26 protein-coding genes and 1 pseudogene are annotated in these 23,796 nt (G+C 69.1%); 10 read left to right on the forward strand and 17 right to left on the reverse strand.

What is annotated here, in order from left to right:
• Positions 1 to 38: 38 nt before the first annotated feature.
• The 5 genes from narI to A5655_RS18960 form a co-directional block, all read right to left on the reverse strand.
• Complete coding sequence (gene narI, locus A5655_RS18940) at positions 39 to 779, reverse strand: respiratory nitrate reductase subunit gamma (RefSeq protein ID WP_156764933.1); 741 nt, start codon at positions 777 to 779, stop codon at positions 39 to 41.
• Between the two features lie 2 nt (positions 780 to 781).
• Positions 782 to 1,447, reverse strand: coding sequence for a nitrate reductase molybdenum cofactor assembly chaperone (gene narJ, locus A5655_RS18945; RefSeq protein ID WP_067012565.1), 666 nt, complete (start codon positions 1,445 to 1,447; stop codon positions 782 to 784).
• Entirely contained in the window at positions 1,444 to 3,084 is a 1,641-nt protein-coding gene (narH, locus tag A5655_RS18950; protein WP_067012568.1) for a nitrate reductase subunit beta, read from the reverse strand. The genes narJ and narH overlap by 4 nt, the downstream gene beginning before the upstream one ends.
• 3 nt (positions 3,085 to 3,087) lie before the next feature.
• Entirely contained in the window at positions 3,088 to 6,768 is a 3,681-nt protein-coding gene (locus tag A5655_RS18955; protein WP_067012570.1) for a nitrate reductase subunit alpha, read from the reverse strand.
• Positions 6,769 to 7,041: 273 nt separating this feature from the next.
• On the reverse strand, positions 7,042 to 7,434 hold the full coding sequence (locus A5655_RS18960) for a (deoxy)nucleoside triphosphate pyrophosphohydrolase (protein WP_067012688.1): 393 nt from the start codon (positions 7,432 to 7,434) through the stop codon (positions 7,042 to 7,044).
• A gap of 25 nt (positions 7,435 to 7,459) precedes the next feature.
• On the opposite strand from A5655_RS18960, the gene A5655_RS18965 reads away from it, so the two are divergent.
• Entirely contained in the window at positions 7,460 to 7,744 is a 285-nt protein-coding gene (locus A5655_RS18965) for a 4a-hydroxytetrahydrobiopterin dehydratase (protein WP_067012571.1), read from the forward strand.
• On the opposite strand, the pseudogene A5655_RS18970 reads toward A5655_RS18965, so the two are convergent.
• Positions 7,689 to 8,988, reverse strand: a pseudogene (locus A5655_RS18970) (mannosyltransferase). The gene A5655_RS18965 and the pseudogene A5655_RS18970 sit on opposite strands and share 56 nt — an antisense overlap.
• Positions 8,989 to 9,120: 132 nt before the next feature.
• On the opposite strand from A5655_RS18970, the gene A5655_RS18975 reads away from it, so the two are divergent.
• A complete protein-coding gene (locus A5655_RS18975) occupies positions 9,121 to 9,804 on the forward strand; it encodes a hypothetical protein (protein ID WP_067012575.1) in 684 nt (227 codons plus the stop codon).
• 45 nt (positions 9,805 to 9,849) lie between these two features.
• Entirely contained in the window at positions 9,850 to 10,875 is a 1,026-nt protein-coding gene (locus A5655_RS18980; RefSeq protein WP_067012577.1) for a hypothetical protein, read from the forward strand.
• Here A5655_RS18980 and A5655_RS18985 read toward each other — a convergent pair.
• A complete protein-coding gene (locus A5655_RS18985; protein WP_067012579.1) occupies positions 10,872 to 11,486 on the reverse strand; it encodes a TIGR03086 family metal-binding protein in 615 nt (204 codons plus the stop codon). The genes A5655_RS18980 and A5655_RS18985 overlap by 4 nt on opposite strands.
• 50 nt (positions 11,487 to 11,536) lie before the next feature.
• Here A5655_RS18985 and A5655_RS18990 point away from each other — a divergent pair, with 50 nt between their 5' ends.
• Entirely contained in the window at positions 11,537 to 11,962 is a 426-nt protein-coding gene (locus tag A5655_RS18990) for a MarR family winged helix-turn-helix transcriptional regulator (RefSeq protein WP_067012581.1), read from the forward strand.
• Here the strand turns inward: A5655_RS18990 and A5655_RS18995 are convergent, their stop codons facing one another.
• Positions 11,963 to 12,109, reverse strand: coding sequence for a DUF1059 domain-containing protein (locus tag A5655_RS18995; RefSeq protein ID WP_067012583.1), 147 nt, complete (start codon positions 12,107 to 12,109; stop codon positions 11,963 to 11,965).
• Complete coding sequence (locus A5655_RS19000) at positions 12,106 to 12,687, reverse strand: HhH-GPD-type base excision DNA repair protein (protein WP_067012585.1); 582 nt, start codon at positions 12,685 to 12,687, stop codon at positions 12,106 to 12,108. The genes A5655_RS18995 and A5655_RS19000 overlap by 4 nt, the downstream gene beginning before the upstream one ends.
• Positions 12,688 to 12,718: 31 nt before the next feature.
• On the opposite strand from A5655_RS19000, the gene A5655_RS19005 reads away from it, so the two are divergent.
• On the forward strand, positions 12,719 to 13,246 hold the full coding sequence (locus A5655_RS19005; protein WP_067012587.1) for a nuclear transport factor 2 family protein: 528 nt from the start codon (positions 12,719 to 12,721) through the stop codon (positions 13,244 to 13,246).
• 26 nt (positions 13,247 to 13,272) lie between these two features.
• Positions 13,273 to 14,358 carry a hypothetical protein gene (locus A5655_RS19010; RefSeq protein WP_067012589.1) on the forward strand — a complete coding sequence of 362 codons (1,086 nt, stop codon included), beginning with the start codon at positions 13,273 to 13,275 and terminating at the stop codon, positions 14,356 to 14,358.
• Positions 14,359 to 14,372: 14 nt separating this feature from the next.
• Here A5655_RS19010 and A5655_RS28345 read toward each other — a convergent pair whose 3' ends face one another.
• Positions 14,373 to 14,549 carry a DUF5302 domain-containing protein gene (locus A5655_RS28345; protein ID WP_197508741.1) on the reverse strand — a complete coding sequence of 59 codons (177 nt, stop codon included), beginning with the start codon at positions 14,547 to 14,549 and terminating at the stop codon, positions 14,373 to 14,375.
• 41 nt (positions 14,550 to 14,590) lie between these two features.
• Positions 14,591 to 15,034 carry a PPOX class F420-dependent oxidoreductase gene (locus A5655_RS19015; protein ID WP_067012591.1) on the reverse strand — a complete coding sequence of 148 codons (444 nt, stop codon included), beginning with the start codon at positions 15,032 to 15,034 and terminating at the stop codon, positions 14,591 to 14,593.
• Positions 15,035 to 15,066: 32 nt separating this feature from the next.
• On the opposite strand from A5655_RS19015, the gene A5655_RS19020 reads away from it, so the two are divergent.
• Positions 15,067 to 15,582 (forward strand): DUF1697 domain-containing protein, encoded by a 516-nt coding sequence (locus tag A5655_RS19020; RefSeq protein WP_067012593.1) that lies wholly within the window; start codon positions 15,067 to 15,069, stop codon positions 15,580 to 15,582.
• An 18-nt stretch (positions 15,583 to 15,600) separates the two neighbouring features.
• Here A5655_RS19020 and A5655_RS19025 read toward each other — a convergent pair whose 3' ends face one another.
• Entirely contained in the window at positions 15,601 to 15,966 is a 366-nt protein-coding gene (locus tag A5655_RS19025) for a GntR family transcriptional regulator (RefSeq protein ID WP_067012596.1), read from the reverse strand.
• Between the two features lie 37 nt (positions 15,967 to 16,003).
• Here A5655_RS19025 and A5655_RS19030 point away from each other — a divergent pair, with 37 nt between their 5' ends.
• A complete protein-coding gene (locus A5655_RS19030) occupies positions 16,004 to 16,723 on the forward strand; it encodes an NAD-dependent deacylase (RefSeq protein WP_067012599.1) in 720 nt (239 codons plus the stop codon).
• Between the two features lie 71 nt (positions 16,724 to 16,794).
• On the opposite strand, the gene A5655_RS19035 is transcribed toward A5655_RS19030, so the two are convergent.
• Genes A5655_RS19035 through A5655_RS19045 form a run of 3 tightly spaced genes read right to left on the reverse strand, consistent with a single transcriptional unit; the run spans position 16,795 to position 20,457 of the window.
• Entirely contained in the window at positions 16,795 to 17,436 is a 642-nt protein-coding gene (locus tag A5655_RS19035; protein WP_067012601.1) for a methyltransferase domain-containing protein, read from the reverse strand.
• On the reverse strand, positions 17,433 to 18,131 hold the full coding sequence (locus A5655_RS19040) for a TetR/AcrR family transcriptional regulator (protein ID WP_067012603.1): 699 nt from the start codon (positions 18,129 to 18,131) through the stop codon (positions 17,433 to 17,435). The genes A5655_RS19035 and A5655_RS19040 overlap by 4 nt, the downstream gene beginning before the upstream one ends.
• A 1-nt stretch (position 18,132) precedes the next feature.
• On the reverse strand, positions 18,133 to 20,457 hold the full coding sequence (locus A5655_RS19045; RefSeq protein WP_067012690.1) for an MMPL family transporter: 2,325 nt from the start codon (positions 20,455 to 20,457) through the stop codon (positions 18,133 to 18,135).
• Positions 20,458 to 20,720: 263 nt separating this feature from the next.
• Between A5655_RS19045 and A5655_RS29145 the strand changes: the two genes are divergently transcribed.
• Entirely contained in the window at positions 20,721 to 20,852 is a 132-nt protein-coding gene (locus A5655_RS29145; RefSeq protein ID WP_142282293.1) for a hypothetical protein, read from the forward strand.
• Positions 20,853 to 20,983: 131 nt separating this feature from the next.
• On the opposite strand, the gene A5655_RS19050 is transcribed toward A5655_RS29145, so the two are convergent.
• Together A5655_RS19050 and A5655_RS19055 are read right to left on the reverse strand one after the other, a co-directional pair.
• On the reverse strand, positions 20,984 to 21,736 hold the full coding sequence (locus A5655_RS19050) for a 3-hydroxyacyl-CoA dehydrogenase (RefSeq protein ID WP_067012606.1): 753 nt from the start codon (positions 21,734 to 21,736) through the stop codon (positions 20,984 to 20,986).
• Between the two features lie 43 nt (positions 21,737 to 21,779).
• Positions 21,780 to 22,862: a CaiB/BaiF CoA-transferase family protein gene (locus tag A5655_RS19055; protein WP_067012608.1), complete on the reverse strand. Its 1,083-nt coding sequence runs from the start codon at positions 22,860 to 22,862 to the stop codon at positions 21,780 to 21,782.
• Between the two features lie 94 nt (positions 22,863 to 22,956).
• Between A5655_RS19055 and A5655_RS19060 the strand changes: the two genes are divergently transcribed.
• Positions 22,957 to 23,769 carry an enoyl-CoA hydratase gene (locus A5655_RS19060; protein WP_067012692.1) on the forward strand — a complete coding sequence of 271 codons (813 nt, stop codon included), beginning with the start codon at positions 22,957 to 22,959 and terminating at the stop codon, positions 23,767 to 23,769.
• Positions 23,770 to 23,796 lie beyond the last annotated feature (27 nt).

Below are 23,796 nucleotides of genomic sequence, written 5' to 3' on the forward strand. Positions count from 1 at the left end.
GTGATTCTGGCAGCGGGGGCCTCAGATAGCGAACCGGGCTACCAGCCGCGACGGCGCGGCGCCGACCCGATCAATTCGTGGGTGTCGACCGCGTCGCGGCTGCGGTAGACGATGTAGGGCCGGAACAGGTAGGCGATCGGCGCGCTGAACGCGTGCACCAGCCGGGTGAACGGCCAGAGCGCGAACAACGCCAGCGCGATCGCGACGTGAACCTGGTAATAGAACGCCGCGTGGGCCATCAGGTCCCCCCGCGGATCGAGGATCCAGATCGACCGGAACCAGACCGACACCTTCTGGCGGTAGTCGTGCAGCTCGCCGAAGTGGGTGGCGCCCGCCAGCGTGCAGCACAGCCCCGCCACCAACGCGCAGCCCAGCACCGCGTACATCAGCTTGTCGTTGCGGGTGGTGGCCGCGAAGACCGGTCCGTGGGTGCGGCGCCGGTAGATCAGCAGGCCGATGCCGACGACGGTGGCGAAGCCGGCGGGCACGCCCAGCAGCAGCGCCTGCAGGTGATAGATGTGATCGCTCATCCCGACCGCCCGCGTCCAGGATTCCGGAACGAACAGGCCCATGACGTGGCCCATGATGACCGCCAGGCTGCCGAAGTGGAACAGCGGGCTGCCGATCGAGAGCAGTTTCGACTCGTAGATTTGCGACGACCGGGTGGTCCAGCCGAACTTGTCGTAGCGGTACCGCCACCACGTACCGACGGCGGCGGTGGCCAGCGCGACGTAGGGCACGTCGTCCCAGAAGATCTCGATCAGCTTCATGTGCACCATCGTCAGGCCCCCTTGCTGCGCTTCGGCGGGACGGTCAAGGTGAACGGTTGCAGGCCAACGGCTTCCGTGGGAGGGCCGGCTTGAGCCAGGCGTTCGGCTCGGCGCGCCTCCTGATCGGTCGCGGCCGGCAGCGTCTCGCAGACCGCCGCGATGGCGTGTTGGTAGGGCGACCCGATCTCCGCCAGGGCGCCGCGCAGCACGTCGATCGGAATCCGGTGCGCCGTCAGCAATCGCCGACCGGCCTCGGGGTCGACGGTGGCCGCGAATTCCAGCACGACGGGCAGGTGATCCGGCGCCTCGGAGCGGGGCGGTTCGACGCCCGCGTCCCGGTAGGCGGTGGCGAACGCCAGCATCTCCCGGCCACGGTTACGGGTGTCCCCCGCGGTCCAGTACGTCAGGTACATCGTGGTGCGCCGGCGCAGGTCGAAGGTCTCGACGTAGCGCGTCGCGGCGGCCATCGGTTCGAGGGCGCGCAGGGCGGCGACCGTCCGGCCGAGCAGCGCGGCCGCCGGCCCGCCGAGGTGGCTCAGCAGCTCGTCGACCGTGTCCAGCCTCTCGGCCAGGCGAGAATCCGGATACGCCAGCAGCAGCGACGCCGCCTGCCACACCAGCCGGTCGGCCATCGCCCGGTTGCTCGACCGCCCCCGGACCTGGGCCAGCAGCCTCATCGCTTCTGCTCCTCGGGAAACATCCCCGCGAGCGCCTGGCGGCCGTCCCAGTTGAGCAGGTTCACCCGCCCGTTCCCGTTGCCGCCCTCGCCGCGCTGCCGCTGCTTGAGGGCGTGAAAGGTCTCCACCGCGACCGGGACCGGGTGACCACCGCTGCCCCCGCCGAACGGGCCGGATTCGTACATCCCCGGGCCGCCGTCTCCCGACAACGAGCACCCCATCTCCTCGAGGTCACGCGCCTGGGCGCTGACGGCGGTCGGAATGACATATCGCTCTTCGTATTTCGCGATGGCGAGCAGCCGGTACATCTCGTAGATCTGCTCCTCGGTCATCCCGACGGCCTGCGGTATGTGGGGCTGCGTCTCGCGCCCGAGGTTGATGTCGCGCATGTACGAGCGCATCGCCGCCAGCCGCCGCAGCACGCCCTCGACGACCGCGGTGTCGCCGGCGGTGAACAGTTCGGCCAGGTATTGCATGGGGATGCGCAGCGCGTCCAGCGCGCCGAACAGGTTGCCCAGGTCCTCGCCGTCGTGACCGTCGCGGCTGACCGCGTCGACGACGGGAGACAGCGGCGGGATATACCAGACCATCGGCATCGTCCGGTATTCCGGGTGCAGCGGCAGCGCCACCCGGTAGGTGTTGATCAGCGCGTACACCGGTGATCGCTGCGCGGCGTCGATCCACTCGTCGGAGATCCCGTCGGCGCGCGCGGCGGCGATCACCTCGGGATCGTTGGGATCCAACAGGATCCGGCGCTGCGCCTCGTAGAGGTCGGTGTCGTTTTCCACCGACGCCGCCTCCAGCACGCGGTCGACGTCGTAGAGCACCAGCCCGAGGTAACGCAGCCGGCCCACGCACGTCTCCGAACAGATCGTCGGCAGGCCGACCTCCATCCGCGGGTAGCACAGCGTGCACTTTTCGGCCTTGCCCGTCTTGTGGTTGAAATAGACCTTCTTGTAAGGGCATCCGGACACACACATCCGCCAGCCGCGGCAGCGATCCTGGTCGACCAGCACGATGCCGTCCTCGCTGCGCTTGTACATCGCGCCCGACGGGCACGACGCCACGCAGGACGGGTTGAGGCAGTGCTCGCAGATCCGGGGCAGGTAGAACATGAAGGTCTCTTCGAGCCTCAGCCTGACCTCGTCGCTGACCTTCTTCAATATCGGGTCGCCCGAAAGGATCTCGGGCGAGCCGGCCAGGTTGTCGTCCCAGTTCGGTCCCCACGACACCTTCATCGGCTCGCCGCTGATCATGCTCCTCGGCGCGGCCGTGGGGAAGGTGTCGCCCGCCGGCGCCGTGGTCAGGTTTTCGTAGTCGTAGGTCCACGGCTCGTAGTACTCGTCGATGGTGGGCAGCTTGGGGTTGGCGAAGATCCGCAGCAGCTTGCCGATGCGGCCGCCGTCGCGCAGCCGCAGCCGGCCCTTCTTATCGCGGATCCAGCCGCCGCGCCAGCGCTCCTGGTCCTCGTACGTGCGCGGATAGCCTTGTCCCGGACGGGTTTCGACGTTGTTGAACCACACGTACTCGGTGCCGCTGCGGTTGGTCCAGGCCTGCTTGCAGGTGACCGAGCAGGTGTGGCAGCCGATGCACTTGTCGAGGTTCATCACCATCGCCAGCTGCGCCATTACTTTCATAGGTCAGTACGTCACTTCCTGGTTGCGGCGGCGCACCACCGTCACCTCGTCGCGCTGGTTGCCGGTCGGACCCAGGTAGTTGAACCCGAATGAATGCTGGCCGTAGCCGCCGGCCAGGTGGCTGGGCTTGATCCGCACCCGGGTCAGCGCGTTGTGGTTGCCGCCACGCTTGTTGTTGGTCTCGGTGCGCGGGGTGTCCACGGTGCGCTCCTGAACGTGATAGACGTACACCACGCCGTCGGGCATCCGGTGCGACACGATCGCCCGGCAGACGTAGATGCCGTTGGCGTTGACCGCCTCGACCCAATCGTTGTCGCGCACACCGATTTTCGCCGCGTCCCCGGGGCTCATCCACATCGTCGGACCACCGCGGGACAGCGACAGCATGTACAGGTTGTCCTGATAGGTGGAGTGGAACGACCACTTCGAGTGTGGGGTCAGGTACCGGACGGTGAGCCCGACGCCGTCCTCGGTCGGCCCGAGCTCCGGCTGGCCGAACAGCCGCGTCATGTCCAGCGGCGGGCGGAAGACCGGCAGGTGCTCGCCGAGCTCCTCGATCCAGTCGTGCGCCAGGTAGAAGTGCATCCGCCCGGTCAGCGTGTGGAAGGGTTTGAGGTTCTCGATGTTGATGGTGAACGGGGCGTAGCGGCGCCCGCCGGTTTCGCTGCCCGACCATTCCGGGCTGGTGATCACCGGGACCGGGCGCGCCTGGGTGTCGGCGTAGGTGATGCGGCGCTCCTCGCTGCCCTCGGCCAGGTGCGCAAGCCGCTGACCCGTGCGCTTCTCCAGCTCCCGGAAGCCCTCGACGGCGAGCCGGCCGTTCGTCGTCCCGGACAGCAGCAACAGCACGTCGGCCATCCGCTCCGCGCTGGTGACGGCCGGACGGCCCGCCGCCACACCGGAATTCATCACACCGAACTTGGCGGCCAGTTCCTCGACCTCGCGGAACGGCTGCACCGTCACGCCCTTGGTGGTCACACCGAACGTGTCGACCAGCGGACCCAGGGTCAGCCACTTGTCGTAGACGGCGGCGTAGTCGCGTTCCACCACCGTGAGTTTGGCCATGGTCCGGCCCGGCACCGGGACACCGCCGTCGTGCAGCCAATCGCGTTGGGTGCCATCGGGATACGCCATCGCGTCGGAGGTGTCGTGCTGCAGCGCCGTGAGCACCACATCGCTGCGAGTGCCCAGGTGGTCCTTGGCCATCGCGCTGAAGGCGCGGGCGATGGCGCCGAACGCGTCGTAGTCCGAACGGGTTTCCCAGGGGGGGTCGGTGGCGGCGCTGAAGGCGTGCACATACGGGTGCATGTCGGTGCTGGACAGGTCGGCCTTCTCGTACCAGGTGGCCGCCGGCAGCACCACGTCGGAAACCAATGTGGTCGAGGTCATCCGGAAGTCGATCGACATCATCAGGTCGAGCTTGCCCTCCGGGATGTCGGAGTCGCAGGCCACGTCGACGGGCCGGATCCCGTCCCGCGCCGGCTCGGCCTGCACGTTGGAATCGGTGCCCAGCAGGTGGCGCAGGAAATACTCGCCGCCCTTGCCCGACGAGCCGATCAGGTTGGCGCGCCACACGCTAAGCACCCGCGGCCAGTTCGCGGGGTTGTCGGGATCGGCCACGGCCAGCTTGAGCTTGCGCTCCCCCAGCTGCTCGGCGACGTACTCGGTGACGTCGCGCTCGGCGGCGCGCGCCTCGTCGGCGACGTCCAGGCTCGACCGGTCGAACTGGGGATAGAACGGGCTCCAGCCCATCGCCACCGACGAGGCCAGCAAGTCCATCGTGTGCTTTCCCGCGAACCTCCCCCGGCCCACCGGGCTGGCCAGCTTGTCGGCGCCGTGGCCGTCGTAGCGCCACTGGTCGGTGTGCGCGTACCAGTAGGAGGCGCCGGGCACCTGCCGCGGCGGGCGCGACCAGTCCGTGGCCATGGCCATCGTCTGAAATCCGGTGAGCGGACGCACCTTTTCCTGACCGACGTAGTGCGCCCAGCCCCCGCCGTTGCGGCCCATCGACCCGGTCAGCATCAGCAGCGCCAGCACCGCGCGGTAGATGGCGTCGCTGTGGAACCAGTGGCAGATGCCGCCGCCCATGATGATCATCGACCGGCCGCCGGATTCCTCTGCGCTGCGGGCGAATTCCTTGGCCACCCGGATCGCCTGAGCCGCGGACACTCCGGTGATGGGCTCCTGCCATGCCGGCGTGTTCGGCTGGCCCGGGTCGTCGTAGCCGGTGGGCCAGTCGCCCGGCAGCCCGGGGCGCGCCACGCCGTACTGGGCGAGCATCAGGTCGAAGACCGTGCACACCAGGTGGTCACCGACCTGGCGCACCGGCACCCCGCGCGCCACCGTGTCGCCTTCGCCGTTCACCGTGTCGAAGCTAGGCAGGTGCACCAGCGCGCTGTCGTTCGACCCCAGGACGCTGAGCGCCGGTTTCAGCTCGCCGAGGTCCAGGTTCCACTTCCCCACGCCGTCCTCGCCGTACCGGAATCCCAGCGAGCCCTGGGGAACCGCAACGGAATTCGTCGCCTCGTCGAACACCGCCGGCTTGAGCGCGGCGTTCTCCACGGCCTCGCCCAAATCGGCCGCGGTGAGGTTCTTGCCCGGCACCAGCATCTCGCCGCGCCGCTCCAGCTTGATCAGGAACGGCAGGTCGGTGTAGCGGCGCGCGAAGTCGACGAAGAACGGGACCTGGTTGCGCACATAGCATTCCGACAGGATCACGTGGCCCATCGCCATGGCCAGCGCGCCGTCGGTGCCGGCGGCGCACGGCATCCACTCGTCGGCGAACTTCGTGTTGTCGGCGTAGTCGGGGCTGACGGTCACGACCTTGGCGCCGCGGTAGCGGGCCTCCGCCATCCAGTGCGCGTCGGGGGTCCGGGTGATCGGGACGTTGGAGCCCCACATCATCAGGTAGGCCGCGTCCCACCAGTCCCCCGACTCCGGCACGTCGGTCTGGTCGCCGAACACCTGCGGGGAGGCCACCGGCAGGTCGGCGTACCAGTCGTAGAACGACGTCATCGCGCCGCCGATCAGCTCGACGAACCGCGAACCGGCCGCGTACGACACCATCGACATCGCCGGGATCGGCGAGAACCCGGCGATCCGATCCGGGCCATAGGCCTTGATGGTGTGCACGTGGGCGGCCGCGATCAGTTCGGTGGCTTCGGCCCAGCTGATCCGCACCAGACCGCCCTTGCCACGCGCCCGCTGGTAGCGGCGCCGGCGCTCCGGGTCGGCCTGGATGTCGGCCCACGCCAGCACGGGGTCGCCCAGCCGCGCCTTGGCCTCGCGGAACATCTCGACCAGCACGCCGCGGGCGTACGGGTAGCGCACCCGGGTGGGCGAGTAGCTGTACCAGGAGAACGACGCGCCGCGGGGACACCCGCGCGGCTCGTATTCGGGCCGGTCCGGGCCCACCGAGGGGTAGTCGGTCTGCTGGGTTTCCCAGGTGATGATCCCGTCCTTGACGTAGATCTTCCAGGAGCAAGACCCCGTGCAGTTCACCCCGTGAGTGGAGCGCACCACCTTGTCGTGGCTCCAGCGGTCGCGGTAAAAGACGTCGCCTTCGCGGCCGCCCCGCCGGGTGACGGTGCGCAGGTCGGCGGAGAACTCGCCCGGGGTGAAAAATCGCCCACTGCGTTCCAGTAGCTCCTCGAGCGGTCCACCAACGTGAGGTGTGACGGTCAAGAGTTAAGCCTCCTAGTAGATCCACGTTGAACCTCGCCATCGGGTTCGAATGCCATCCGGGCGGTGGGCGGCACCCTAGCGAAATCCCTTGTGGCACATTGGCTTGCGGGCCGTACAGGCGGCCGGATGTGGCGTGGCACCATCGGGATCGCTACTGGCATGCAAATCGAGGTTACGGTGTTTCGGGGCTGTTACCTTCCGATTTCACGCGTGTCAGCTGCGATAGCGCTGTAGGTTCCCTGCATGCAGGCTGTGGACTTGTTATGAGCCTGCTCACAGCGCCTGGGTCAGGTCCGGTAGCCAGGCGCGATCGGCCGGCACCCAGTCGACGTCGTGCAGCTCGGCGGCGGTGACCCAGCGCAGCGCCCGATGGTCGCGCGGGTGGGGCTCGCCGTCAAGCAGGCGCACGCGATACGCCCGCAGCGTCATGGTTTCGTTCAGCGCAATGTCGGTGCCGAGCCGGTCGCCGACCGCGATGTCGCCCGCCGCCAGGCCGAGCTCCTCGGCCAGCTCGCGGGCCAGCGCGTCGCGCTCGGTTTCGCCGGGCGCGACCTTGCCGCCCGGCAGCTCCCACCGGCCGGCCAGTTCCGGCGGCCGGACCCGCTGCGCGACCAAGACCCGGGAGCCGGAGATGACCGCTGCGGCGACGACGATCTGGGTCGGCATGGCCAGCACGGTATACCGTCGGGATATGGCTGTGTTAACGGATGAGCAAGTGGACGCCGCACTGCCCGAACTCAACGGATGGGAGCGTGTCGACGGCGCCCTGCGCCGCTCGATCAAGTTCCCCGCGTTCCTCGACGGCATCGACGCCGTGCGCCGGGTGGCCGAGCACGCCGAGAGCAAGGATCATCACCCCGACATCGATATCCGTTGGCGGACGGTGACTTTCGCGTTGGTCACGCATTCCGAGGGTGGCATCACCCAGAACGACGTCGACATGGCGCGCGACATCGACGGGATCGTCGGGGGCTAGGCCGTCGAGGCCTCGGCCTCTCGTCGCCCGGCGGCCGCCATCCAGATCAGCGTCGCCGTCGCCGCGACGATGTAGATCAGCCCGGCCCAGGCCAGGTACCACGGCCGGCCGATCTGCCAGATCGTCGGTTGCGCGAAGCTCAGCAACCACGGCACGCCGACGATGGTGAGCGCCAACCAGCCCCAGCCGACGGCGCGGGCGCCGGGCCAGCCGCGCGGCGGCCCGTGAATCGCCCAGATCATCAGCGGAACCAGCCACACCCAGTGGTGGGTCCACGAGATCGGTGAGAGCAGCAGCCCGAACAACTCGACCACCAGCAACCTGCCCAGCCGGTCGGCCGGGTCCAGCGCCCGCCAGGCCAGGACGGCCAGCGCCGCCGTCACGGCCAGGGCGGCCACCACCAGCGGACCGAACCCGGCGTCGTGGCCGAGGATCCGTGAGATGCCACCGCGCCAGGATTGATTGAACGACGTGGCGATCGGCCCCACCCGGTGCGCGTCGCCCAGCAGATCGGTGAAGTAGTAGCGGGCCTGATCGCCGACGACCAGGACCGACACGCCGACGGTGGCCAGGAAGACCACCGCCGAGAACACCGCGGCACCCCAGCGCCGAACGCCCAACAGGTACACCCCGGCGATCGCCGGCGTCAGCTTGATCCCGGCCGCCACGCCGACCAGCAGCCCCGATAGCCACCAGCGGGTCGTCCAGGCCGCCCACAGCACCGCCAGCATGAGCAGCACGTTCACCTGGCCGTAGTCGAAGGTGCTGCGCAGCGGCTCGATCCAGATGGTGATCGCCGTCCACAGCATCGCGACGCGGTGACCTGCCCCGGCGGGCACGCCGATCAGGCGCTGGCTGATCCGGATCGCGCCGTACAACGCGGCCATCGTCGCGACCTGCCACAGGAACGCCACCAGAGGAAACGGCAGCAGATGCAGCGGGTAGAACACGACCGCCGCGAACGGCGGATACGTGAACGGCAGCGGGAAGTCCGGCGTCTGGTCGGCGTAGGCGTAGCTGTACAGCGTGCCCGGATGGTCGATGGCGGCGGCGCCGCCGAGGTAGACGTGCAGGTCGACGAAGTTCGCGCCGTTGGGCGCCAGGTATGTCCAGGCCAGGCGCGCGGCGACGCTCGCGATCAGCAGCGCGGGGGCGGCCGCCTGAAGCGGGCTCGCCAGCCGCCGGGTGAGGGGTGCCGCCGGGGCGGCGGCCGGGATGGTGTCTATCCGCCCGACTTTAGCCATCGCGGCGGCCGCCCGGTCACCGCCGTCACTCGTATCGGTAACGATCGAATAAATGCCACACGTGTCACTTGAGTCACACCAGTATCAAAGTAGCTTCGGCGCTGGACCCGTCATCGACAACCAGGGAGAGTCATGCCAACCATCTGGACCTATTTGCGAGCGGCCGCCGTCGTGGTCGGTTCGTCCGCCGCCCTACTGACGGGCGGCATCGCCCACGCCGACCCCGTGCCCGCCCCGCCGGTGCCGAACATTCCGCAGCAGCTGATCAGCTCGGCGGCCAACGCACCTCAAATCCTGCAAAACCTCGCTACCGCCCTCGGCGCCACCCCGCCCGCGGCGCCGGCCTCGCCCGGCATCACGTTCCCGGGAATGCCGTCGGCGACCTCGCCGGTGTCGCCTTCGGCGGGTATCCCGTCCATTCCGGGGCTCACCCCGCCCGCCGCGGCCACGGCCCCGGCGGCGACGCCGACGATTCCGGGCCTCGGCCAGATCCCCGGCCTGGCCCAGGCGCCGGCGGCACCCGCGGTCCCGGCCGCCCCGTCGATTCCGGGTCTGCCCGCCATCCCGGGGCTGTCGTCGCCGGCGGCTCCGGCCGCGCCGGCCACCCCGCAGATCCCCCAGGCGAAGGTGGACATGCCGGCGCTGCCGTCCGGTCTGCCGGTCAATGTGCCCGCGCAGCTGACGATTCCGCAGGATCTGCAGGCGCTGGCCGGGGGCCAGGCGCCGGCGGCTCCCGCCACGCCGGCCGCACCGGCCGCGCCGGCGCTGCCGTCGCTGACCAACCCGATGGCGCCGCTGCTCGCGGCCATTCCCTGAGCAGCCCGCTAGACAGCAAACCCACAACCTAGACCGGAGGGCATCGTGGTAAGCACTCGCAATCTGTCCAAGGGTTTGGCCGCTGTCGTCACGGCGTCGGCCGCCGCGTTCGGGTTCTGCCCGAGCGCGGTGGCCGACCCGGCGGCGCCGCAGCCGACACCGCAGGCGAACTCGACCCAGCAGCTGCCGGGCCTGCCCGCTTTGTCGGAGCTGAGCCCCATAATCCAGCAGGCGGCAAGCAATCCCGGGCAGGCCACACAGCTGCTGATGGCGGCCGCTCAGGCGTTCACCCACAATCCGACCGCGCCCGCCGAATCCAAAAACGTTGCGGCGTCGGTGAATAAGTTCGTGGCCGAGCCGGGTGCGCCGGAGACCGCGCCGGCGCAGCACGTGCCTCCGCTGGGCATCGAGCCCGGGCTGCAGTCGCACCTGCCGCCGGGCATCGATCCGGCTCGCGCGGCGGGCCCGGGGCCCGTTACGGCACCCCAGGCCGCCCCGTCTGCCGCCACGCCGCCGGCCGCCACTCCGGGCACCGAGCCCGTCGCGGCCGCCGTCCCGCCGCCGGCAGCCGCCGCAGCACCGGCACCCGCCGCGGCACCGGCCCCCGCCCCGGACGCCGCACCCGCGCCCGCACCGGCTCCCGCGCCGGGGTTGGGGCCTGACGCCCCGCCCACGCAGGACTTCATGTATCCCTCGATCGGCACGAATTGCCTTGCGGACGGCAGCAGTTCGATCGCGACCGCACTGTCGGTGGCGGGGCCGGCCAAGATCCCGACGCCGGGACCCGGGCCGGGCCAGACCGCCTACGTGTTCACCGCCGTCGGCACGCCCGGACCCGCCGAGGTGCAGAAGCTGCCGCTGAACGTCACCTGGGTGAACCTGACCACCGGCAAGTCGGGGACGGTCGCGCTCAAGCCACGCACCGACATCAACGGCGACGGCCCCACGACGCTGACGGCGATCGTCGACACCGGTTCCGGCAGCATCATGTCGACGATCTTCGGGCAGGTCACCACCAAGGAAAAGCAGTGCCAGTTCATGCCCACGATCGGCTCGACTGTGGTGCCCTAGGCTTTCCAGCCGGGCGAGCGGCCGAGGTGGCTGAGAATGCGGTCGAGGTCGCTCGCGCCGTCGGACGCGGTGAGGGCCGGGCCGAACGGGGCGCCGTCGGTCGTGCGGTAGTCACCGTCGGGAACGAAGAACACCAGCGGTAGCACGGCGGCCACCACGTCGTCCGACAGCGCCAGGTCGGCGCCGATGCTCCGCGCGACGTCCCAGCCGTGCACCACGTAGTCAACGAAGTGGAAGCCGATCGCGATCGCGCCCGGGAAGGCCGCCCTGGGGCCGAATTCGGGCAACGCAAAACTCGCGTCGAGCACCCCGTCGGCGGCGAACGCATCGAGCACGTCGGCGGCGGCCCTGGCGTAGCTGCCGCCGGGATCGGCCGCGACGGCGGCACGGACGCGGCCGGGCGCCCAAACGGCCTCGTTCGCGCCGTGGCCCCGCGCCGCGGCCGCGAACCCATGGTGCTGCGCGGTCATGTGGGCGAGCAGGTCCAGCAGGTTCCAGCCCGCGCAGGGCGTCGGGCGGTGCAGATCGTCGCGGGTGACGGCCGCGACAACGTCGACGGACGCCTGCACGGCGAGGCGGTGGAACGGTCGAACGTCGGAAATAGTATGCATTTGTAGATCGTATGCAACCGCATATTATATGTCAACGCTACGCTTCCTGCATGGCGACGAGGCGTCCCGATCTCGCGGCGATGATGGCGCCGCTGGTTCGCGAGATGATGGCGGCCGAGGCGCCCGCGCTCGAGGCGCATGGATTGTCGATGTGGGGCTACATCGTGCTGAGCGCGCTCGATCGCGCGCCGGTGCGCAGCCAAGCCGCTCTCGCGGAGGCGATCGGCGCCGACAAGACGCGCATCATCCCCACCCTCGACGACTTGCAGGATCGGGGCTACATCGAACGCCGGCCCGACCCGGACGACCGGCGCGTGCGGCTGCTCGCGCTCACCGAGGCGGGCCGGGCCGTGAAAGATGCTGCGCAGCAAGACATCCAGCGCGGCGAAGAGCGCTGGCTCGGGCGGCTGTCGGCCGACGATCGCCGCGTGTTCCTAAGCGTCCTGCGTCAGCTGTCGGCCACCGACGGCGGCTAGCTAGTACGCCATGAAGAGGATGGCGTCCCGGTCGTACTCGAGGCCCGGGTGGGCGCTGGCGAGGTGAGCCTGGGTGAGCTCGACCAGCTCGTCCTCATCCTTGCCGGCGATGGCTTCGCCGCAGGGACACGTTATGTGTGTCTTCACGTTGCCGCCTTTCCCTTCGCTGCTGCCTTCATCTGCTTTTTATACGAACGCACCTTCCCGAGGGACTGTGCGTCGACGATGTCGGCGACGGACAGGTGCGTTCCACGCTTGCCGAAGTCCCCGGCCGCGTCGCGCCAGCCCGTCGGCGTCACGCCGTACTGCTTGCCGAGCAGCGCCAGGAAGATCTTCGCCTTCTGCTCGCCGAAACCGGGCAGCCCCTTGAGCCGGCGCAGCAGCTCGTGTCCGTCGGGCTTGCCGGCCGTCCACAGCCCCGCGGCGTCGCCGTCGTAGCGGTCCACGATGATCTGCGCCAGGGCCTGGATGCGCTTTGCCATCGATCCCGGGAAGCGGTGCACCGCAGGCCTTTCCGAGCACAGCGCGGCGAACTTCTCCGGGTCGTAGTCGGCGATCGTCGCCGCGTCCAGGCCGCCCATCCGGTCCGCGATCTTCTTCGGGCCGGCGAAGGCCGTCTCGAACGGCACCTGTTGGTCCAGCAGCATGCCGACCAGCAATGCGAACGGGTCGTCTTCGAGCAGCGCGTCGGCCTCGGGCTCCTGCGCCAGGCAGAGCTTCGACATACGCCGACTTTAGCGCCCGGGCTATCGTGGCGTGGTGGTGGATGAGGCCAAATTGGAACTGATGCTGGCCCGGGACGAACTTCATCAGCTCGTGACCGCCTACTGCCGGGCCGTCGACCGCGCCGACTACGAAGCGCTCCGCGGCCTGTACCACCCCGACGCGACCGACTCGCACGGCTCGTTCTCGACGGGCGGCGTCGAACAGTTCATCGAGCAACTACGGGCCGCCGAACCGTATGTGCGCGTCTCCCAACACAACGTCACCACAACGAATTTCGTGGTCGAGGGCGACACGGCCCGCGGCGAGATCTACTGCCTGGTATTCCACACCTTCGCCGGCCCCGATCACGACATCGACGTGATCATCGGCGGCCGGTATCTGGACCGGTACCTCAAACACGACGGCGCCTGGAAGTTCAGCCACCGCACGATCGTGGCGGATTGGGCGTACCAGAAGGACCCGTCCGAAGTGAACTTCGGACACCCGAGCACCCGCGGCAGCCTGCGCGGCCAGCCCGGCCAGGCCGACCCGTCGATCGGGCTGTTCACACCGGGCTGAACCGCCTCGGCTGGCATCCTGTCGGGATGAGCGTGCGGGACGAGTCGGCCGCCGTGCGGCAGTTCGCGGCGAAGCCCCCATTCCCGCTGTCCAAAGCGATGTCCCGAATGATCACCAGCGAGGCGCGCCCCAACTGGATCTACTTCGTCGTCATGGGGGTGGCGTTGGCGGCGGTCTACGGCGGCTTCTACTTCGCGGAGCACGCCCCGGCGGGATGGGAACACCGGCCCACGGTCGCCGTGGTCGGCATCGTCCTCGTGGTGAGCGCACTCGTCTACGTCGGGTGGCACGCCGCCGGCGAGATCCGCATCTGGGTCGCGGGCGACGAGGTCACGGTCAAGAAGCGCCACGGTGGTGTGTTCTCGTTCGGCGATGCGACGCTCGGCCTCTGGGCGTACGGCAGGACGACCAAGACGATGGGCAGCGCGCTGCACCTGCGATCCGGTACCCGGCACTTTGTTCTCGGCGGACGGGATCATCGCGTGGCCGCCGGAGCGCGGCTCGACGAGCCGCCCCAGGGCTACGTCGACGCGTGGCTGTGGGCCTCGGATTTCGACGAGCTGCTCGCCATCGTCGGCCACCGGAGCACCGTGCGCGCGCACCGGCCGGGACCGGACGAAGCGACTCGCTGCCTGCTGTATCCCAACATGGAGTTGGCCCACCAGGTGTCGGCGTGGGGGTTCGGGGCCAAACAACGACTGTGGCAGTCGGCCTCGCAACCGCTGGTGGCCCTCGACGTGGGCGGCGACTCGATCCGCGTGATCGACGCGAGCAACGATGCCGTCATCGCCACGGCCCCGCGCGCGCAGGTGACCGCGACCCCGGAAACCTACAAATGCCGGCAGCGGCGATACGGCCCGTCCTACAAGCAACCCCCGCCGTCGCCCGTTCTGGTCCTGCGCGTTCCCGGCGTGGAGCCCATGCCCATCGGATGTCAGGAGCACCGCGGCGCGCTGGACTTCTCATCGCGGTTCGCGTGGCGCGGCACCGTCCCGGATCGGGTGAACCGGCCGGCCGACTATTCGGTGACGGCCGGCGATTGGCTGCTGCTGGTGGACGAATTTGGCTTGACCGCGCGGCTGGTGGACCGGACGCACCGGGCCGGCGGCTGACGGGTTGCGCCGAATTACCCGCTCTTGCGGCGGAATTCGCGGCGGCTCTCCACGGGACCGTGCGCGCGCGAGTGTTTGTCGCCGCTGTCTTTGTGCTCCGAGGCGCCCGCCGACTTGGCCTTCTTGCGATCCAGGGCCTCACGGAACTTGCGCTTCGTGTCGTCCTCGTCTTGCGGGTTCGATTCGGCCATACCGGCAGCCTAGCCTGGACGGCCGCGCCTGGCTCGTGGTTTTACCGCTTACCCGGCGGCATGCCGTAGACGTGCGAGATCCGCAGCGTCATCAGCACCCGGCGGTCGGTGACCATCGCCTCCCGGTACTCGTCCCAGTCCGGATGCTCGCCGGCGATGTTGCGATACAAGGCAATCAGCGCCTCGACGGTGTCGTCGCCGGGCGCGGCGGCCGGGGGCGTCAGCTCCGCCGTCCCCTCGGCGACGGCGTATGACCATCCGTCGTCGGCGTCGACGAGGATCGACGCCCGCGGGTCGCGGCGCAGGTTGCGGGTCTTGGCGCGCGGCTCGGTGATCGACACGCGGACCACCAACTCGCGCGGGTCGAAGTGATAGCTCACGTTCGACAGCTGGGGGCGCCCGTCGCGCTTGATGGTGGCCAGCACCCCGAGGGAGTTCCCGCTGATCACGGCCAACAGCTTGTCGTCGAAGACTTGGCGTCCCATGCACCGAGCCTACGTCGTGGTGGAATCGGGACATGACCACATATGCGGCGTTCCTGCGCGGTGTCAACGTCGGCGGCGTCAACCTCAAAATGGCCGAGGTCGCCGGCGCGTTGACCGGGGCCGGATTCGCCAATGTCCGCACGATCTTGGCCAGCGGCAACGTGCTGCTGGAGTCTTCCGCCCGGGCGGCCGCCGTGCGCAAGAACGCCGAGGCCACGCTGCGCGACAGGTTCGGCTACGACGCATGGGTCCTGGTGTACGACGTCGATACCGTGCGCGCCGTCGTCGACGCCTACCCGTTCGAGCGCGAGGTCGAGGGGTACCAGTCCTACGTCACGTTCGTCGCCGACGAGGCGGTGCTCGACGAGCTCGCCAAGTTGGGCAAGGGCGCGGACGAGAAGATCGCCCCCGGCGAGGGCGTGCTTTATTGGCAAGTTCCCAAGGGCAGCACGCTGGACAGCACGATCGGCAAGACGATGGGCAAGCCCCGCTACAAGTCCTCGACGACGACCCGCAACCTGCGCACGCTGGATAAGGTGTTGCGCTGATTGCGTTGCGCGCCAACGTCAATCGTCGGGGACGTTGGTCAGGTAGCGCATCGCGTCGGACTTGGTCAGGCCCAGCGCTTTGGCCACCTCGACATACTCCTTGGCGGCCGCGGCCATCGCGGCGTCGGTCGGATCGAAGCGGGAGATGAAAGTGCCGAAGCGCCCGCGCGTTTCGACGATCGCCGCCGACTCGAGCTCGCGGTAGGCCCGCGCCACCGTGTTTGCCGCGACCCCGAGCTGGCCCGCCAAATCACGCACCGTGGGGAGCCGGGATCCGGGCGGCAAGGCACCCGCCCGGACCCCGTCGATGACCTGGGTTCTGAGCTGGTCGAACAGCGGTTTGCCCGCCTTGACGTCGACCTTCAGCCAATCCCGCAGCTCCACATCTTCAGTATGTCCCAAGCACGACTATCTTTGTGGGATGCGAGTAACTGTGCTCAGCGGCGCGGGGATCTCCGCGGAGAGCGGCGTGCCGACATTCCGGGACGACAAGAACGGATTGTGGGCCCGCTTCGATCCCTACGAGCTGTCCAGCACGCAAGGGTGGCGCAACAACCCCGAACGAGTCTGGGGCTGGTATCTGTGGCGCCACTACCTGGTGGCCGACGTCGAACCCAACGCCGGACACCGCGCGATCGCCGCCTGGCAGGACCACGCCGAGGTCACCGTCGTCACCCAGAACGTCGACGACCTGCACGAGCGCGCCGGCAGTAGCCCGGTGCACCACTTGCACGGCAGCCTCTTCGAATTCCGTTGCGACCGTTGCGATATGGACTACACCGGGCCGTTACCCCGAATGGCCGAACCGGCGGTGGAGGTCGAACCACCGGTGTGCCACTGCGGCGGCCTGATCCGGCCGGACATCGTGTGGTTCGGCGAGCCGCTGCCCGACGAGCCGTGGCAGCGCGCGGTCGAGGCGACTCAGGCTGCCGACGTGATGGTCGTGGTGGGAACCTCGGCGATCGTCTACCCGGCGGCCGGGCTGCCGGACCTGGCGCTGTCCCGCGGCACCGTCGTCGTGGAGGTCAACCCCGAGCCGACACCGCTCACCCCGAACGCCACGATCAGCATCCGCGAGAGCGCGAGCCAGGCATTGCCGGAGCTGCTGCAGCGGCTGCCCGCGCTGCTTGGCTCTTCTTAGCCGCCGACTCTGCGCACAGATCGCGATTTACCCCTCGAACCACGCGCTGAGCGCCGTCTCGGCGCAAAAGATCAGGGCCGCCGCGCCCGACCCAGCGCCAGCTCCGAAACCGGCAGCGGCGCCCACACCGGCAACGTCCACTCCCGCCGCGAGGTGTCCACCTCGAAGCCGGCGTCGACGATCGCGCGCTCGGTGTCGCGATGGGTGTGGCAGTTGCCGAACAGCCTGGGCCACAACGTCGCGTCGGCGAACCGCTGCAGCCGGCCCCGCCCGCCGGCGCTGGCCACGTGCTCGAGATACCGCAACTGCCCACCCGGCCGCAGGAGCGAATACAGGTGCCGCAGCACGCCGGGGACGTCGCGCACCGAGCACAACACCAGCGAGCACACCACGGCATCGAAGAGCTCGCCGTCGCTGAACGCCTCGGCGGTCTCCCCGATCACGACGACCGGCACGGGCGCGGCCTCGGCGGCGGCGCGGGCGTGGGCCCTGAGCCGCGGCTCGGGCTCGACCGCGATCACCTGCTCGACCCCCGGCGGATAGTTGGCGAAGTTCGTCCCGACGCCCGCGCCGATTTCCAGCACCCGGCCCGACAGCCCGGCCACGTTCTCCCGGCGAAGCGTCCGAACCGCCTCGGTCTCGTGTGCGGCGACGACGGGCCAAACGCGCGCGAAGAACGGGTTGTCGATCGTGCGCTCCACTGCCTGCGTCATCTCCGCGACTCCTCCTGCGGCCGATGCGCCGCGACCCATGCCGCCAACATCTGGGGTGTGGCGTCTCGGCCGCAGTATCCCATTACCAATTGCCCGCAGAACACGGAGGACAGCACCCGGTCGGCAAACGCCTCGGCGTGGCCAAACGGCAGGTGCGGCTTGGCGATCAACATGGCCGCGACGCCGTGCAGCGCGGTCCACAATTCCAACGCGACCGTGGTCGGCTCGACGGGACGGTAGGTGCCGTCATCCATCAGCCGCTGCACGGTGGCGCGGATGTGCTTGAACGCCGAGTTGCTCAGCGTGGCGTCTACGCCGCTCCCGGACCGCCACTCGCCCATCGTGGCGATCCGGTACAACTCCGGCGTCTGGATCGCGAGCCGGACATAGGCCAGCCCCTGCGCGCGCAGCACCGCCACCGCGGAGGTGTGCTCGGCGGCCAGGCGCCGCATTTCGGGATCCAGCCTCTCGAAGTAGCGCGCGCACACCGCGTCCAGCAGGGCATCTTTGTCCGCGAAATGCAGATAGATCGACGGCGGCGTGACACCGACGCGTTGTGCCACCGCACGAATCGACACCGACCGGGCGTGCCCGGTTTCCAACAGCAGCTCGGTGGTCGCGTCCAGGATCTCGTCGTGCAGGCGCTCGCCGGAGCCGCGAGGGGCCCTGGCTCGACGCAGACCTTCGGCCGACACGTCAACCAATGTGGGTCACCGATTCCTGGATCGGGCGCCCGTTGTGCTGCACCGGCTCCTCGGCCGGTTCGGGGTGCAGCGCGATTTCCGAGGGCGCCTCGCTGATGCCGAACCGCTCATGCAGCCACTCCAAAGGCTTTGGCGCCCACCAGTTCCAGCGGCCCATCACGTGCATGAACGCCGGGACCAGGACCATCCGCACCAGGGTGGCGTCGGCGAACACGGCGAGCACGAGGCCGAGGCCGAACATCCGCATGAAGGACACGTGCGCGGCGATCAGCGCGGCGAACGACATCGACATCACCAGCGCGGCCGCGGTGATCACCCGTCCGGTGCGGGCGACGCCGTGCGCCACCGCTTCGTCGTTGGCCGCGTGCGCCTCTTTCGCGGTCGGGTTCTCCGGTCGGTACTCCAGCCAGTACTCCCGGATGCGGGACATCAGGAACACCTCGTAGTCCATCGACAGCCCAAAGGCTATGCAGAACAACAGCACTGGCATGTTGGCCACCAGCGTTCCGCTGGGGGTGGTGCCGAGCGCGCCGAGGTGGCCGTCCTGGAAAATCCACACCAGCGATCCGAACGCCGCGCTCAGCGATAGCACGTTGCACACCAGCGCCTTCACCGGCAGCACCACGCTGCCGGTGAGCAAGAACAGCAACACGAACGTGACGGCGGCCATCAGCCCCAGCACCAGCGGAAGCCGGTCGGTCACCGCGTCGACGCTGTCCCGGTTGATCTGCGCGACACCGCCCATTTCGACGGATCGGCCGCCCGGCCCGGGCACCTCGTGCAACCGCTTGAGCTGAGCGTCATTGGCCTGGGTGAATAGCGGCGCCGTGCTGTTGACGGTCAAAAACGCGCTGCCGCCGACCAGCCCGGTGGCCGCGGCCGGTGGTCCCACCGGGTTTCCGTTCACGAAGGTCCCGCCCGGCGCCGATACGCCCGATACGTCGGGAACCCGCGACAAGGCGGCGGCGTACTTGTCCAAGTCCGTTGGGTTCAGGCCGCGGACGTCACGGACGACGACGGGCACCGCGGTCGCGGAATCGTGCGCGAACCCGTTGCGCAACTCGTCGCCGACCTGGTGAGACGACGCCGAACGGGGCAGCACCCGGTCGTCGGGGAAGCCCCATTTCACCGAGATGAAGGGCAGCCCCAGCAATAGCAGCACCGCCATGACGGTCAGGCCGATCGGCGCCCAACGTCGCATCACGAACTTGCTCGAGCGGTACCAGAACCACTGCTCGACCGGCCGGTGCAACGGGTCGGGCCGGCGCAGGGCGTGCCGGATCAGCCGGCGCACGTCCAGCGCGTCCAGCCGGTCGCCCAGCAGCACGATCGCGGCCGGGGTCACCACGATGGACGCGGTGGCGACGAAGGCCACGGTGGCCACGCCGGCGTAGGCGAAGGACTTCAGGAAGTACATGGGGAACGCCACCGTTGCCGACATCGACAACGCCACGGTGACCGCGGAGAACAGCACGGTGCGGCCCGACGTAGCCATGGTCCGGATCAGCGCCTCGTGTCGGTCGCTGCCCTCGGCCAGCTCGTCGCGGTATCGGCTGACGATGAGCAAGGTGTAGTCGATCGCCAGCGCCAGGCCCAGGGCGGTGCTGAGGTTGAGGGCGAAGATCGACACCTCGGTGGTGAACGTGATGAGCCGCAACACCGTCATCGAACCGACGACGGCCAGCGCGCCGAGGGCCATCGGCAGCGCCGCGGCCATCAGCCCACCGAACACCCAGATCAGCACCAGGAAGCTCAGCGGCAGCGCGATCATCTCCATGACCACGAGGTCTTCCTGGTTCTGCTTGTTGATCTGGGCGTACTGCATCGCCGGGCCGCCGGCGCGGACGCTGACGCCGTCACGGTCGTGGACGAATTGGTCCGCAAGGGTTTGGGCGTTGCTCTGCGCGTAGTTCTCGCCGCCCTTGAGGTTGATGACGATCAGCCCCGACTTGCCGTCCTTGCTGATCAGGTCGGCGGCCGCCTGCGGCGGAGCGGTCCAGGCCGAGGTCACGTTGTAGACCAGCGACGAACTGTGCAGGTCGCCGACGAGATCGGTGCCGACCTTGCGCGCCTGGTCGCTCTGGGCGCCCGCGGGCGATGTCACCATGACCAGCATCTGCTGGCCGCTCTGCCCGAACTTGTCGGTCAGGATTTGGATGGCGTGGGCCGATTCCGAGTTCGGATCTTGAAAGCCCCCGGGTGACAGGCTCTTGGCGACGGGAATGCCGAACACCGCCGCGCCGATGAAGACCAGGACCGCGATCGCGATTATTCGTCGTGGCGCCGCTATGGCCAATCGCGCGATCGCTTGCAGCATGTCCCCGGTCCTCCCGCCGCCGTGCCGGTCACGCTGCGCCGCCACTGACTGGGCGGTAACTTATCAGCGATAACTGACAGGTGTCAAACAACACTATCCATAATCACGGCTGCCCGCGGCCGGATGGTTCAAACCGTTGGGAACCTGTCCAAGGCCGCCGATCCGAGGCATGACGCCCGCAGAACCTACCGGCGAGTAAATTGCCACCATTTTCCGAATCGTGACTCACGGATTCCTTAGAGGTGGCCCATACGCTCATAGACATGTGGATCGACGACTCGAGCGCAGACGTCATCAAGGCTGACTTTGAGGCCCTCTACCACGGCGACGTGCTGGTGGAAGGTGAGACCTCCGAGCAGTTCGAAGACCAGCACACGCTGCCGACGGCAAGCTGACCGCCCATGAGCGTGCTAGCACGGCTGCTGATGGCCGAACCCGCGATCACCCGATGGTTCCGTCGATAGCGATTGATCTTGCTTAAGGCGAAAACCCCCCGCGCACCGCGGGGGGTTTTCGTTTCGCCGCCTTAGCGGGGCGCCATGCGGATGGCGCCGTCGAGGCGAATGACTTCCCCGTTGAGCATCGGGTTCTCGATGATGTGCACCGCGAGCGCCCCGTATTCGTCGGGGTCACCGAGCCGGGCCGGGTGCGGCACCTGCTTGCCCAGCGACTTCTGCGCCTCCTCGGGCAGCGAACCCAGCAGCGGGGTCTTGAACAGCCCCGGCGCGATGGTCACCACGCGGATGAGCTCGCGCGCGAGGTCGCGGGCGATCGGCAGCGTCATGCCGACCACGCCGCCCTTGGACGCCGAGTAGGCGGCCTGGCCGATCTGGCCGTCGAACGCGGCGACGGAGGCGGTGTTGACGATGACGCCGCGCTCCTCACCGAGCGGTTCGGTCTTGGCGATGCGCTCGGCGGCCAGCCGCAGCACGTTGAAGGTGCCGATCAGGTTGACCTCGACCACCTTCTTGAAACCCGCCAGCGGAAACGGGCCGTCCTTGGACAGCGTCTTAATGGCGTTGCCGATGCCGGCGCAGTTGACGTTGATGCGCAGCGGCCCCAGCGATTCCGCCACGTCGAGCGCAATGGCGACCGCGGCCTCGTCGGTGACGTCGGCCTCCACGAAGCGGGCGCGCTCCCCCAGCTCGCGGACCGCATCCTCACCCCGCAGGTCCAGCACCACCACCTGCGCCCCGGCGTCGAGCAGCCGCTTGGTGGTCGCCAGGCCCAACCCCGACGCGCCCCCGGTGACGACGGCTACGGCGTCCTTGATCTCCATGCGGGTCCTTCCCCTCTCGTCCAGCCAACCAGTTGGTTGGCGACTATACCCAGTCCGCCAGCACCGATTCGACGTCGGCCATCGGCTCCGCCGGGCGGGGGGTCTCCGGCGACGTGCGGGAGAACCGCGGCGCCGGCAACGGCTGCAGGCCCCCGTTCACCTCGTAGAAGGTGTCGCGCTCGGTGATGTGCGGCTCGGTCTGCACCTCGCCGAAGGCCAGCACCGGCGTTACGCAGGCGTCCGAGTCGGCGAACACCTTGGCCCAGTGGTCGCGGTCGCGGCTGGCGAACGTCTCGGTCAGCACCGCCCGCAGTTCGGGCCAGCGGGCGGCGTCGTTCTGCGGCGGCAGGTTGGCGGCGTCCAGACCCAGCCCGGCCAGCATGGCCGCGTAGAACTGCGGCTCGATGGCGCCGACGGCGACGTACCGGCCGTCGGCGCACTCGTAGGTGTCGTAGTAGGGCGCGCCGCCGTCGAGCATGTTGGTGCCGCGCACGTCGGTCCACATGCCGGAGGAGCGCATCTGCCACATCATCTGGATCAGCACGCTGGAGCCGTCGACCATGGCGGCGTCGACGACCTGACCCTTGCCCGAGCTCTGCCGCTCCCACAGCGCGGACAGGATGCCGACCAGCAAGAACATCGAGCCCCCGCCGAAGTCGCCGACGAGGTTGAGCGGGGGCACCGGCCGCTCGTTGGCCCGGCCGATGGCGTGCAGGATGCCGTTCAGCGAGATGTAGTTGATGTCGTGGCCGGCCTGCTGGCTGCGCGGGCCGGTCTGGCCCCAGCCGGTCATGCGGGCGTAGACCAGCCGGTCGTTGACCTTCGCGCAGTCCTCGGGGCCCAGGCCGAGCCGCTCGGTGACCCCGGGCCGGTAGCCCTCGATCAGCACGTCGGCTTTGGCGACCAGCCTGAGCACGCTTTCGCGGCCCTCGTCGGACTTGAGGTCGGCCGTGACGATGCGCCGGTTGCGGCTCATGGAGTCCTTCACGACGCCGCCCGGGGCGCCCGAGGGCCGGTCGACGCGAACCACGTCCGCGCCGAGGTCCCCCAGGATCATCGCGGCATGCGGGCCGGGCCCGATGCCGGACAACTCGACAACACGCAATCCCTGCAGCGGTCCCGCCATTGGTGCACCCAGCCTTTCGTCCGCTCTGACGTCTTTTCGCATCTTCGCAGCCGCGCCCGGCGGCCACGCACCCCGGTCACATATGGTGAGCCCCATGCCGGATTCTGGGATCGCCACGCTCGCGCCCGTCGCGGGACTCGACGTCACGCTGACCGACGGCGTGCTGTCGGTGACCATCAACCGCCCCGACAGCCTGAATTCCCTGACGATCCCGGTGATCACCGGCATCGCCGACGCGATGGAACGCGCGGCCACCGACCCCGACGTCAGGGTGGTGCGCCTCGGCGGGGCCGGCCGCGGCTTCTGCTCCGGGGCGGGCATCAGCGCCGACGACATGTCGGGCAGCGGCGGGGTCCCGCCGGACGAGATCGTGCTGGAGATCAACCGGCTGGTGCGGGCCATCGCGGCGGTGCCACACCCGGTGATCGCCGTCGTCCAGGGGCCGGCGGCCGGCGTGGGTGTGTCCCTCGCGCTGGCCTGTGACGTCGTATTGGCTTCCGACAAAGCGTTTTTCATGCTCGCATTCACCAAGATCGGGTTGATGCCCGACGGGGGCGCGTCGGCGTTGATCGCGGCCGCGATCGGCCGGATCCGGGCGATGCAGATGGCGTTGCTGCCCGAGCGACTGCCCGCCGCCGAGGCGCTGTCCTGTGGACTGGTCACCGCCGTCTATCCCGCGGACGACTTCGAGGCCGAGGCCGACAAGGTGATCAAGCGGTTGTTGGCGGGCCCCGCGGTCGCGTTCGCCAAGACCAAGCAGGCGATCAACGCGGCCACGCTCACCGAACTGGACCCCGCCCTGCAGCGCGAATACGAAGGGCAGTCGCGCCTGCTGGTGTCGCACGACTTCAAAGAGGGCACAACGGCTTTCCAACAGCGCCGCGCTCCCGACTTCACTGATCGCTGACGGGCTTAGCCCCGGCCAGAACCGGCA

Origin of the sequence: Mycobacterium sp. 1081908.1 (genome assembly GCF_001673535.1) — a bacterium.
GTDB lineage: Bacteria > Actinomycetota > Actinomycetes > Mycobacteriales > Mycobacteriaceae > Mycobacterium.